9 protein-coding genes are annotated in these 13,175 nt (G+C 54.6%); 1 reads left to right on the top strand and 8 read right to left on the bottom strand.

The window, feature by feature from the left end; translation table 11 throughout:
• The 8 genes from TJ79_RS03600 to TJ79_RS03560 all read right to left on the bottom strand — a co-directional run.
• Positions 1 to 584, bottom strand: a 584-nt coding sequence (locus TJ79_RS03600; protein ID WP_040948924.1) for a hypothetical protein, incomplete at its 3' end; no start/stop codon positions are given.
• Between the two features lie 31 nt (positions 585 to 615).
• Positions 616 to 2,547, bottom strand: a complete 1,932-nt coding sequence (locus TJ79_RS03595; protein WP_052339221.1) for a carbohydrate binding domain-containing protein — start codon at positions 2,545 to 2,547, stop codon at positions 616 to 618.
• A gap of 105 nt (positions 2,548 to 2,652) precedes the next feature.
• Positions 2,653 to 4,101 (bottom strand): ABC transporter substrate-binding protein, encoded by a 1,449-nt coding sequence (locus TJ79_RS03585; RefSeq protein WP_040948921.1) that lies wholly within the window; start codon positions 4,099 to 4,101, stop codon positions 2,653 to 2,655.
• Between the two features lie 118 nt (positions 4,102 to 4,219).
• Entirely contained in the window at positions 4,220 to 5,092 is an 873-nt protein-coding gene (locus TJ79_RS03580; protein WP_040948920.1) for a carbohydrate ABC transporter permease, read from the bottom strand.
• Positions 5,089 to 6,006 carry a carbohydrate ABC transporter permease gene (locus TJ79_RS03575; protein ID WP_040948919.1) on the bottom strand — a complete coding sequence of 306 codons (918 nt, stop codon included), beginning with the start codon at positions 6,004 to 6,006 and terminating at the stop codon, positions 5,089 to 5,091. Before TJ79_RS03575 ends, TJ79_RS03580 begins: the two co-directional genes overlap by 4 nt.
• Before the next feature lie 227 nt (positions 6,007 to 6,233).
• Positions 6,234 to 8,012, bottom strand: coding sequence for a cache domain-containing sensor histidine kinase (locus tag TJ79_RS03570; RefSeq protein WP_040948918.1), 1,779 nt, complete (start codon positions 8,010 to 8,012; stop codon positions 6,234 to 6,236).
• 30 nt (positions 8,013 to 8,042) lie between these two features.
• Positions 8,043 to 9,674 (bottom strand): response regulator transcription factor, encoded by a 1,632-nt coding sequence (locus tag TJ79_RS03565; protein WP_040948917.1) that lies wholly within the window; start codon positions 9,672 to 9,674, stop codon positions 8,043 to 8,045.
• A 172-nt stretch (positions 9,675 to 9,846) separates the two neighbouring features.
• Positions 9,847 to 11,694: an ABC transporter substrate-binding protein gene (locus TJ79_RS03560; RefSeq protein WP_040948916.1), complete on the bottom strand. Its 1,848-nt coding sequence runs from the start codon at positions 11,692 to 11,694 to the stop codon at positions 9,847 to 9,849.
• A 141-nt stretch (positions 11,695 to 11,835) separates the two neighbouring features.
• Between TJ79_RS03560 and TJ79_RS03555 the strand changes: the two genes are divergently transcribed.
• Positions 11,836 to 13,092, top strand: a complete 1,257-nt coding sequence (locus tag TJ79_RS03555) for an MDR family MFS transporter (RefSeq protein ID WP_040948915.1) — start codon at positions 11,836 to 11,838, stop codon at positions 13,090 to 13,092.
• Positions 13,093 to 13,175 lie beyond the last annotated feature (83 nt).

The following is a 13,175-nucleotide window of genomic DNA, read 5'->3' as shown; positions in this document are numbered from 1 at the left end:
ACAGTTTTACCCCCTCCCACGATCGACCGGCTCTCGATGATGAGCCAAATCTGCTTCGCCGGTCCATGCCAGACGCCGTCGTTGGTGCCGCCGAAGTGCGTGTAGTCCGTCCCGCCGTTGAACTTGGTTACCGAGACGGATTGCCAGTCCGGGGTGGACGTGAGATTGATCCGCTGTTGATGCGTCTGGCCGGTGTTGTCGATCATCCGCACCTCGATCTGGTTGATGTCCGCCGACTTGATCCAGAAATCGAGCTCCTGTGCGTCTAGCGACGGCAAGCCTCTGGAAATGCCGACATATCGGCCGCCGGCGGTAAAATCAGCCGAGATGCGTTCCGAATAGCCGCCGTAATGGGGATCGGCGGTATCGCGGACAAACGTTCCGGTTGCGCCCGGAAATTCGCCGCCCAGCGTTGTCGACCAGTTTTCGCTTGCGGCCTCAAAGCTGCCTACCGGCTGATCGATCAACTGCCCGCCAGACGAGGCGAAAACGGTTGCGGTACGGAATCCGAGCCCGCCGACGATGACGCCTCCGAACCACAGCAAGGTGAACAGGACAAGCGTGAAACGTCGTAACGATTTCATGCGTACCTCTCCTTTTGAGGAAGCTGCCGCTTCAATATTTGGCTGCGATCAAAGATTGGAAGACGCCATAGGCGATTTTGTTGGATCCGATCGTGTTGACGTGTGTGACCTTGTCATAGCTGTCGTGGACGAGTCCGTAATAGGCTTCAGTACCGGCCAGCGTATCTTCGTCCAGCAGCTCGTAGACGAAAAATCCTCGTATTTCGGGAAGCAGCGACGAATAATAGGCTTCGTTCGCTTTTGCTTGAATATAGTCGGCTTGCTGCTGCTCGGTCAGCGTCTGGGTGCCATTTCGCGTATCCAGTTCGGCGACGAGCAGCTCGTTCTGGGGATAATTATCCTGTATATCCTTCAGCACCGTGACCATATCACCGTTGCTGTCCATATCGGAGTACCAATCAAGTGCGTTAACGTCCCATTGCAAGCCATCACTCAGCACCTTATCGAGAAATCCGGTATGCAAATACCCGATGTTGATCACCCGCTTGGCGTTCGGATCGCCGTCTCGCAGCCCCTCCGAAATCGCCTTCCACTTGGGCAGCAGCGGATCGTACTTCGCCGGGTCGTAATGTGCAGGCGATGAACCGTCATAGCCGCTCGGCTTGTAAATAGTCGCGTCGTCAGGCTCGTTATCGATCTGATAGTAAGAGATCTTGCCTTTATACCGATCCGCCACATCGTGCGCCATCTGCTTGAGATCCGCATCCGCGAGCGTAAAGTATTCGTTTAGGACCAGATACAGCTTGAGCCCCTTGGCGTATGCCTGATTGACCGCATTATCCAAATCGGTATAGTTCCATCCGGCGCCGGACAAATACGGGCTCTGCTCGATGCGGTAGATCTGCGCACCAAGCCCATTGATTTTATCAAGGGTATCGGGAATTTGTGCGCCTGGATAGGCCGCGGTCCGATTCGGATGGCCGGTCACGCCCCAGAAGAAGTTATCCCGGTACTTGATGCTAACCGTCGCGTCGTCAACCCAAGCCAAACCGCTGATGCCCCCGTCGCTGCGCACGTAAACCGCAAGGCTGGCCGTGTTGGCGGTGAAGCCGCTGAGCGTGATCTCATAACGCGTCCAATCCTGCGAGCCGCCTGCGGAGATCAGCTTCTTGTCGCTTCCGGTCTTCGTGATCCAGTTGATCGCGGAATTGTTCGCATCGATCTGCAGCACGTTGACGGAGACGCCGTTCGAGGTCGTCACGTTCTGCGTCTTCAGCCAGATCGTCAGCCGGTATGTCTCCTTTGGACTCACCGCGAACACGTTGGAGGCGACGTAAGCTTCGCTGCTTCCTCCGGTGAGTGCCGTTGAATAAGAGCCGTTATGCTCGACATTCGACACCACGTCGGTTCCCGCCGTATGCAGACGCCAGGCGGAGCCGCTCTCGAAGCCGGGATTGCTAAGCAGGTTCGCCGAAACGAGGGAGACGTCGTCGAACCAGACGGTTCCGGATGCGCCCGCGCTGACGCGAAGATAAATTTTGACCTTTGCAGCCGAGGTATTCATATCTCCCTTCAACGTTACCGTATATCGCGTCCAGTTTTGCTTGCCGCCTGTCTGGATGATTTTCTTCGTCGCATCTCCGTTCGGATACCAAGGCAGCGCCGTATTGCTGCCATTGATCGGCAGCACGTTCACGCTGATGGACGGATCCGAAGAAGCGAGGTCCGACTTGATCCAGACGCTTAATCGGTACGTCTCGTTCGGATTGATGGCGAGTGGCGTCGAAGCGATGTATCCCTCCGTGGCCGCGCCTGTGATTTTGGCGGATTGCGTCCCGCCGTGGTGTTCGCTCCCATCGAGTACAATCGTACCGCTCTTCTCCGACCACAGCCCGCTTTCGAAGCCACCGTTCGCGATCAATTCGTCTGCCGCTTCGGCTCTCCCCGTGCCGAACCATGTGGAAGAGACCAGTATTCCGAGCACAGCGGCAATACAGATCCCGCAAAGCCATCGATGCTTCATTCGCCTCGTTCCTCCATTCATCTAGGAAATGATTGATGCACGAAGTTTTGCCTCCTTGTATGAAGCGAGCGCCTATCGATTATATAGGCGCTCGCTGGAATCTCGTTACTTGACGGTAACTTTAGACAGAACTTCCGTATCGAATTTATGGGCTGCGTCGTCCAGCAGCTTCTTCACGTCCGCGTTCTTGTTCGTGAACACTTCCTGAATGACGTTCGTCAGCGCCGCGTAGCTGTCCTGTCCGTTATACGCCGGCTCGGGAACGCCCTTCAGCATCGAGACGATCTTCGGATCCAGCTTGACGACCGTATCCGGATATTGGTTGACGAGATCGAGTAGCTTCTTGCCGTGCTCCGAATCGGACTTGTAGTAGGCCGGCTTGCCGAAGACGAGAATCTGCCCTTTCGCCTTCCTATCCTCGATCGTCTTCTTCAGCGCATCAACCTCGGTGTCCTTGAACAGGTCAAACGTGACATAGTTGAAAGCCGCTTGCTGCACGTCAGGCGATTCCTGCGGGTTGATGACGTCGAAGTTGCCACCGAGAACTCCGGTATGATCGCCCCCCTTCTCCATCGAAGGAACTGGCAAAATCATGACATCGTCCTTGCTCATCCCGCCATTGTTCACGGCGTCTTCGATTGCTTCGCCCAGCACCATAGCCACGCGGCCTTGCTTAAACAGATTGAATACGTCCCCGTAGTTCAGCGCCCAGTTCTGCGGCAGCGCGTTGCCATCCCAGCGGAGCTTTTTGTAGAACTCCATCGCCTTGACAGCGGCGTCGGAATTGAAGGCTGACGTCACTTTGCCGTCTGCTACATTCTCGACAGTGCCACCGGCAGCATACAAGAAGTTGGTGAAGTTCCAACCGCCTTCGTTGCCCTTGGCCATCGGCGCGAAGCCAGCGATGCCCTTAGCCGGATCGGCGATCGCTTTCGCCGCCGCATAGAAGTCGTCCCAGGTCCAGTCCGGGGACGGAACTGGCACATTCTTCTCTGCGAACAGCTTCTTGTTGATCATGACGGAGACGATGTAGCCGTTGGCTGGCACCGCATACAGCTTACCGTCCATCGTGAAGGGTCCGGTCAACTGTTCGTTGAAATCGCTTGCATGTTCGTAATGTGCGAAGAACGGTGACAAGTCCGCGAGCCATTGGTGCTGCAAAAGCGTCTTGCCTTCCGTCGCGAACGTCCGGTACCAGGATGGCGCTTGATGGGCGGCCATCTTGATGCCGATCTCATTCGGGTTGTACTGCCAGTCGTTCTTTTTCAGCGTGACGTTTGGATATTGCTGCCCAAACCGTTTCATTTTGTCTTCCGCTGCCGTAATCGCGTTCGCATTGTCCGATTTCGGATACTGCACGATCATCGTCACTTCTGGAGCAGCGGATGGAGAGGCCGTTGATGTCTCGCTTGGGCTCGCACTGTTCGCTGGCGAAGATTGCTTCGAACTGCTCGGGCTTTCACTGGCGTTATTGCCGCCGGAGGATCCGCACGCTGTCGTCAGAACCACCATTAAGAGGGCGGAAGTAAGTGCGCCTGCCATTCGTTTTTTCATCAAATGTTTACCCCTTTCGTTTATTTGGCTACTCATCTGAATTGCTACGACTATCGTAAGTCCGGTTAAGCCTAGATGCGATGACCGATGCTCCGATTATTGTGAGCGATCCATCGGTCTACCCTTTGACCCCCGACACGTTCAGCCCGTGCACGATATTTTTCTGAAATACCAGAAAGAAGACAAGCGGCGGGATCATGACCAGCGTCAGGATGCTGAATTTCACATTCCAAGGGATGTTAAGCGATTGGATGATGTTGTGATAGACCAGCGCCGCGATCGGATACTTATTAGGGGTCGCGAACACAAGGGAAGTCCAGAACCAATCGTTCCAAGTTGATGAAAACGACAAAATCAGCAAGGTAGACAGCACCGGAACCGACAGCGGCAGCGCGATGCGGAAAAAGCATCGCAGATCCGACGCCCCGTCGATACGGGCGGCCGCGAACAGCTCCTTATTGATCCCGTCCATAAAGCTGCGCAGCAGCAAAATGTAAAAGGCGTTGGCGCCTGCCGGCAGCCATAGTGCCCAGTCGGAATCAAGCAGTCCGAGACTCTGCAGATTCAGGAAGTTCGGAATCAAATACGTCGCGCTCGGGATCATCAAGGAACTCATGAAGTAGAAGGTAACCGACCTGCGGAAAGGTACCTTCAACTGCGATAATCCGAAGGACGCAAAACCGACGACGAACAGGGAAAAAAACGCATTCCCCGCGAAAATAAGTGCCGTATTCCAGAAAGCTCGCAGCAAATGGATATACTGCATGCCTTCCTTGTAGTTGCTCCAGACGAATGTTCGCGGCCAGAAAGTCGGCGGGAACACATAAATTTCCTGTTTTGACTTAAGCGACGAGAATACGGTTATTCCGAACGGATACAGCATCGACAGCGCGACGGCAATCAATGCGATCACCATCGCCGAATAGCCGAGACGAACCGCGCTTCGCTTGAAATCATAAGAGGATAGGATACTGCGATCTTGAGGGGTCATGTCTGGCTCCCCCTTCCTTGGAAAGCGTACACGCCGATCGACAGGACCGTGAGCACGGCGAACATGAGAACGCCCATTGCCGATGCCTTGCCGTAATTCAAGTTAGTGAACGCTTCGTTAATGATCTGGTACATGTAAGTCAGCGTCGCCTTGTTAGGCCCGCCGGCCGTCAAAGCGATATGGGTCTGATACCCTTGGCTGGTGCCGATCAACTGCAGCATGAACAAGAGCGCGTACACGTGACGAATGCCCGGTATCGTAATGTAGCGGATCCGCTGCCACACCCCGGCGCCGTCCATCTCCGCCGCCTCGTACAGATCCTTCGGGATGCCGACGATCGCGGCCAAATAGATCAGCGTCGCTTGTCCGAAGCCCTGCCACGTCTCCGCGATGACGATTGATACCATCGCTGCGTGTTTGTCGGTCAACCACATGACCGGATGCGCTCCGAACCAGGACAAAATCTGGTTGACCGGGCCGAGGGGATCGTACATCCACTGCCACATCCCGTACAGTACGACGGCGGGGACGATGTGCGGCAAATAGACGAACAACCGCATCATTCCCTGCATTCGTCTCAACTCAGAGAGGGCAATGGCGACAAGGCTGGGCACCCAGAATCCGATTAAAACGCCGAGGACCATGTAATACAAGGTGTTCCGCACGGCGATGCCCAGATCGCTGACAGCCAGCACCTCGCGATAATTGGTCCAGCCGATAAACCGATTGCCGTTCACAAAATCGATGCTCATGAAACTGTAGATAATGCCTTTGACGATCGGCGTCCATAAGAATAAGCCGAATACGACGATGGCCGGCAGCAAAAATAGCACGCCACCCATATACCCGCGCCCCAATCGCCGCCGCATCGGCCGGCTGGTAGGCGCTCTGACGACTTCCGACAACTCACTCACTTTCGTGCCCTCCCCTATACGAAGTACCCTCAGTATAGGTCCACTTAGACGGCGCATCGATGACGGGTTCTCCGATCATGATGATGGATACTACAGGGATAAACGACTGACGCGTCCTTGATGGACGGGCGGAGTTTACCCTAGCGGAATAAGGCTATTTATCGAGGCAAACTTATAAATTCTTATGTAGAGAAAAAACCGCCGATTTCGGCGGCTGGGTCGAAGGATCAGGCGGTGTAGGCGGCGAGCTGCTCCGCGGAACGGATGGCGGGCATCCGGATCGTCGCCCGAAGCCCTCCCTCCTCGCGCTCGGCATATGCAAGGCCATATTCCAATCCGAATCGCAGCTGGATGCGCTTGTGCACATTGCGGATTCCGAAGCCTTCGTCGGGCGCGGCCGTGCCGGCCAACAGGGCAAAGATTTTGGCCAGATTGGGTTGGCGATACCCGTTATCTTCGATGGTAATGACCAGCTCCCGTTCGTCAGCGCGGATGTCGATCCAGATCATGCCTTCACCGTCCATCTTGCCGACGCCGTGCAAAATGCTGTTCTCGACCAGTGGCTGGAGAATGACCTTCGGCAGCAGACACTCCCGCGCCCCCTCCTCCACGGCAATATGCGCTTGGAACGACTGTCGGTACCTTTTTTCCTGCAGATGGAGATAAGCCTCGACGTGACTCAGCTCTTCGCGTATCGTGATGATCTCTTTGCCCCGGCTCAAACCGATTCTAAGCAAGGTGGACAGGTCCCGAACCATCTCCGCCAATTCCGGAAAACCGCCCCGTATCGCTTGCCAGTAGATGGAATCGAGAGAATTGTACAGCAGGTGAGGGGTGATCTGCGAGTGCAGCATCATCAACTCGGATTCCTTCTGCTTCAACTCCAGCACGTATTTCTCCCAAATCATTTCATTGAGCCGGTCCGTCATCCTATAGAACGACCGATAGAGCAGCCCGATCTCGTCCTGCCGGTGGAACTCGCCGTTGTGAGCCATTTCCTTGCCGGGTTCGTAAGAGCGCGTCAAGCCCGTCAGCCGCAGCAGAGGCCGGAAGACGGAATTGACCAAATAGACGAGAAAGATCAGCACGGCGAGAAAATAACATGCGGCGACGACCTGAATAATGCGCTGCACCTCGTAATAAGCGCCGAGCAGCGAATGCAGCGGGATCTGGAAGATGAGTTTGCTCGAATAGTTCGGGCTAACATGGTAGACGAATAGGTCGCTACCGTACGCTTTCACGAGCGGCGTGTTGAGCGCCCTCTCGTTCGGCAGCGCGAACGAACTGCCAGGCTCGGCGGAGCCGGCCAGCGTCATTCCATCGGCATCCGTCAGGAAAATTCTTGAGCTATCCGGCAGGGAGAGAGCGTTTAGCTCCGCTTGAAAGGCGCTTTCGATTTCCGTCGCCACGACGATGCCGAACGTCTTGCTGCCATCGTCCAGGTGCACGATGCTGCGCATATAGGCAACGGTTCGCTGGGGCTTCGGGTTGAAGCCGAATTTTTCGATTACCGTTAGCAACCCTCCCCCATTCCTGCGCATGACCGTGTCAAGCCAAGGGATATCCTTCGGATCGCGAATAAAAAAAACGCCTGACGACGACAAGTCAGACGAAGGCGCAAAGTAATAAGCCTCCGGGTGATCCGTCAGCAGGAAGATCGAATATTTGACGGCACCGGAGTCGTTCTCGAGCATCCTTTCGAGATCCGTATACTGCTTCACGCGCTCGTGGTCGGTCACCTCCGCGGCGGGCGCATTCCACTGCTGCACCATCGCCGAGTTCATGATGTCCACCGTCTTCTGGTCGACGGCATCGAGAATCCGGTCAAGCGTCGCGTGGTTTTGCCGATTCAGCTCCAGGAACGCCTTACCCGCCTGCTCCTGAATCGATCGAGACGCTTGGTGCGAAGCGAACAAGAAGATCAACAGCATCGGAACGAGGAGTAAAAAGACGACGAAAAGGATGGCTTTGTTCGTTAAGCGATTCCACCGGATCCAACGGAACAACCGCTTCCCTCCTTCCTTCGAATGGGCTTGTCAGCTGCGCAGCATATTCGGGCTCTCCCCGAAAAACCGCTTGAACACGCGACTGAAATGCTCGGGTGATTCGTAGCCGACTTCTTCAGCGATCTCGTATCGTTTCTTGTTCGTATTCAACAGCAAATGACGAGCTTCCTCCATGCGAAGCTTGGTGACGAACTCCCAGATCGTCGCGCTCTTGTGCTGCTTGAACAAATAGCTCAAGTAGTTGGGGCTGATAAAGACGTGACTGGCGATATCCTGAATTTTCAAGCCTTTCTGCCTAAAGCTAGCGCGAATGTAGCCGATGGCTTGCTCCACCAGCGCTTCGTCCTGATCGGCGAGGGAAATCTGGAGCAGATCGGCGGCCAGCGACAAAAATTCGCTTAATCGCGTTTTCGACTCGCTGCCGGAAGGGCTTCCGCCGAAAAAAGCTAGCGGATCGAGGGCGGCGCAGCGGTCGCCGATGCGATCCATACGCGTGATGAGAGCCGCGTATACCCGATAGGCGATGCTGAACACCAGGACGGAAGAAGCCTCACTGCTGCCGAACAATGGCGCGAGGTCATCGTTTAGCAGACTCACGGCAGCCTGGCGGCTTTCCGAGTCGAGCTTTCGCGTCTGTATGATCTGCACGAAGCGGTCCGTCTTTTCCTGCCAGTTGATCAGGTCGCCGGAGCCGGGCTTCAGGAAGTCTTCAGAGTAAAACACATGATGGTGCGGATACAGTCCGGATCGCTTAACGGCTTCCGTAGCTCTGCGGTAGCCGTCTGTCAGCGATTCGGTACCCCGCTGCAGCGGGCTGATGCCTACGGCTGCGGGGATATGCAGGTACAGTCGGATGTTATCGGTTAACATTCTCCCTAGCATGTTCAGCTTGGCGGCACTGTCGGAGAACTGGTCCGAGTCGTCGGCTTCCGTCGCCTGTATGATCGCCACGATTCGGCTGCCGGCGCCGTAGAATGCCAGAGCACGCCACTTCGCCAACGTCTCTTCGATTATGTTGACTGCTGCGTACTTGAGCAAATTGCGGTCCCGCAGCGTGCGAACCTGTTCCGGCCGCGCCTCGGCATCTTCCCACTGCAGCTCCAGCGCGAATATTGAATAATACGGACCGGTCAAGGATAGCTCCAACTGCTCTAAGATCGTCCGATAATCGTCCGCGTGGGCGAGCGGCTCCGAGATGAGCTCGTTCAGAATGTAGGAACGCAAGCTCAGCATGGCGGTCATGGAAAACTTCAGCTTCAGCGACTCCTCGAGCACCAGTCTGTACTTCTCATGGCGCTGAGACAGCTCCCGGCTGACGACAGAAAGCAATTGTGAAAGCATGACTGGCTTGATCAGGAAGTCTCGCGCGCCGAGCCGAATGCATCGCTGCGCGTATTCGAACTCATCGTGGGCGGTTATGACGATGACGGGAATGTCCGGCTTCTCAGACATGATCGATTCCATCAGCTCGATCCCGTTCATGCCGTCCATCTGAATATCCGTTAGCACGAGATCGATATGTTCCATCCGGATGTAATCCAGCGCCTCGTAGCCGTTACAGGCTGTCAACACTTGCGAGATTCCCAGCTCCGACGCTTCCAGCAATTCCTTGATCCCCTGACAGACAATCGCTTCGTCATCTACGACCAGCACTTGAACCATTCCGCCTGCCCCCCCGAACGAGTCGTAATTGGAACCTATTCCCTAAAAATAAAACACTCCTCACTCGTTGTCTATGACGAATTCGGCCAGGATGACGCGGTCAAATCGTAGGATTCGTCATCACACTTAACGAAGGAGCATTCGTGACATAGGTGTGCGCCGAACTAATCACTCAGGATTTTCTCTGAGACGGATGAAACCAGATTTTGTCGAAGTCCAGCCAACCGAATTCATTGATGTTCACGCCGCGGACTGACTTATGGAAAGCGGTGCTGCTCTTTTTGTGGGCCAGAAACAAGACGCGGTTCTCGCGCCGGATTCGGCTTTCTAACCCTTTCAGATGGGCTTTGCGCTTTTTTTCGTCCGGTTCCCGGTATACTGCCTCGGCTGTTTCCCAAACCTTCTCCGCCATCTCTCCGTCATAAGCGGGAAAGAAATAATTGTTTTGCAAATACACTTCCAACTCACCGACCTCATCGGCTTGCAGCGAAACCCCGTATATGCGGCCATCATATTGGAATCCGCCCGGTTTCTCCTGATTCTCGTAATTCTCCAGTGTAATGCTCATGTTGATACCATATTCCTTCAGCTGTCGTTCAATCCAAAAGGCATCCCCCTTGTGGAAATCGTTAGCCGATAGATGGAACGGCTCGCCATCATTATGGCTAGCCGCCAGAAGATTGCGAATTTCATCCCGAGAAAGGTAGTTTTCCTCTTCCGCATCCTTTGGGAAGCCTTCCTCCGGATGGGAGCGAAAGCCGTATGCCGGATAAATCCGGTCCTCCCCCAGCTCTGCGATCAACCGCTTCCTGTCGATGATTTGGTGCAGCGCCTCCCGGAATAGCGGGTCGTTCTGCGGCCCTTTTTTCTGCTGATTGAAAACAAGCATGCTGCTGCAGGCAAAGTAAGTCTCCTCTTTGCACCATTCGCAGTCTTCGCCATCTTTTATGAGAAAGTCGGATCGCGCTACGCGGGCATCGCCTTGACAGGACATGACCGAGGTCCAGTCCGGCTCTTTCAAGGAACCTTCGTCTAGATCGGGAAACAGCAGGATTTCTACCCGGTCCAGCTGCGGTCTCCCTTGAAAATGATCGCGAAACGCCTCCATGACGCAAATTCCTTGGTTCAATCGTGACAACCGGAACGGACCGGTACCCGAGGGATTGTCCCAGAATGTCCTCTCATCTCCTTCCACCAGATCGGCAGGAAGAATGCCGGTTTGAACCGTGCTCAGAAAGCGCAAAAACAAGAAGTTCGGCTCTCGCAAAAATATCCGCAATGTCTTTTCATCGACGCCTTCCATCTTCACCACGTCCCGAAACATCCAGGACGATTCGAACCGATCTGCGCCTAGACGAATGCGTTCCAGGGAAAACACGGCATCCTCCGCAGTCAATTCGCGTCCGTGATGGAATGAGATGCCCTTTTTCAAATGAAAGGTCCAGACTTTACCGCTCGCGTCTTGCTCCCAAGAATGGGCGATGCAGGGCTGGATGAGCCGGCTGTCCCTGTCGTATTTGACGAGGGTATTGAATATTTGACTGGCTAAGTGAGAATCAAAGCCGTAATAGACCCGGGCGGGGTCTAAGGTTTGAATAGTCCGGTACACCGGCAGACGTAACGTATCCTGGAGCTTATCCGACACGGTTTTGTTGCTAAAACCCATACCTTCCGACAGCCAGCCCATGAACCGTTCCCTGACAAACCCTGTCCCGAATCGGTTCAAGAGTTCCATCGCCTCCTGCACCTGCCCTTGTTCAATCCGCTGTTTGGCCTCATCCAGAAGCAGATCATCCCGATCGGTCTTGAGCGTCAAAACCGAAGGATTTCCCCTCCCCTGCCCAGCCTCCCAATCGATCCACCCCATATCCCGAAGATGATGGATCACCTGCTTGACATAACGTGGCGTACAGTGCCAGACTTCTGCCAATTGGGATATCGTAACGGGGAAAGGCTTCCCCGTTTCCTTTTCCGCAAAATGAACATTCAGTTCCATAAACCGCAAAGTTGCAGCAAGCATGCCCTAAACCTCCCTAGCCTCGTTGCCCAATAAAAGGGGAACACCTTTAGGCGAATTGTACACTTTTCTTCCCCTTTCGAGAAGCTATAATCATATCCATGGCGGCGGATTGCCGCAACTACCATAGGGGAGGGCTGTTTCATGATAAGTTTAACCAAACGATCTCTTCGTACAGGAACCGGCTTTCATCCGGTAGCATGGATCGTGATTATCGGAACGTTTTTGGCTCGTACGGGGTTCTTCATGACGATTCCTTTTCTCGGCATCTATTTGGGAAAAGTAAAAGGCATCGATCCGGCTACCATCGGGGCCATCCTTGGCATCAGCCTGTTTGTCGGGACCCTCAGCAGTTTCGTCGGCGGCGCTTTGTCCGATCGACTTGGGCGTTTCCCGGTCATGATCTCTTCGATTATGCTTTGGGCCTTCGTCTTTGTCGGGTTCGCCTTTGCCGTTGATACGTGGCAATTTTTCCTGCTCAGCGCCATGAACGGGCTCTTCCGCAACATCTTCGAACCGGCGGCCCGGGCGCTTCTGGCTGACGTCACTCCCGAAGAAAAACGCAGCGACGCGTTTAACGCGCGGTATTTCGCCATTAATATCGGCGGTGCCATCGGACCTTTGATCGGACTTAAGCTAGGGGTCGGCGGGACGGATTCGATGCTGCCGTTTCTGCTCAGTGCGGCAATCTACGGCTTATTCGCTTTGCTGTTAATCTATTTCGGGGCAAGGTTCAAAGATCACCTCCACTCGGCTCAGCCAAAAGGGCAATCTGAAGCCGTTTCCTTCCGCAGCATGCTGAAAATCATTTTTGCCGACAAAGTGTTTCTGTACTTTCTTCTGGGCAATACATTTGTCGCTGGAGCCTACTCTCATCTCGACACCACCGTGTCCCAGTTTATCGGCCATGACCGGGTAAACGTATACTCCATCCTGTTCGTGGCGAATACCCTCTCCGTACTGGTGCTGCAATATCCTTTAAGCAGGTTGATGAAGCGGTATTCGTCCAGCACGGCGCTGAAGCTCGGATGCCTGTTATTTGGACTCGGCCTGTTCGGTTTAGGCGCCTTCCACTCGATCATCCTGCTGGTGCTGTCTATCGCGGTGTTTACCAGCGGCGAAATCCTTTGTTTCGTTATCGGCGACGTGCTGATCGGTGAGATCGCTCCGGATCACCTGCGAGGAGCCTATTTCGGAGCCGGCGGCTTCGCCTTCATCGGCCAAAGCCTTAGTGCCTGGTTGGGCGGTTATCTTTTGAAAACGCTGGGCTTCGATCAAGGCGCGTTGATCTTTGGGGTTCTGATGGTGCTTGCTTTTGCGGCGTTTCCCTTCTTCCACCGGGGACAGCAGCTGCGCGGCAGCAAGGCGGGGCATACAGCGGCTGACAAGATGTCCGCTTGAGGGGAACGATAAGGCATCTCACATGAATCAGTTGGAAAGTTTTAAGAAAAAGATAAGATTTCCCTCCGTTGATCTTCTTCAAA

The organism is Gorillibacterium massiliense (assembly GCF_000455485.1).
Classification (GTDB): domain Bacteria; phylum Bacillota; class Bacilli; order Paenibacillales; family NBRC-103111; genus Gorillibacterium; species Gorillibacterium massiliense.
Note: the sequence above shows the minus strand (reverse complement) of the source record. Positions and strands in the feature narration are given on the sequence as shown.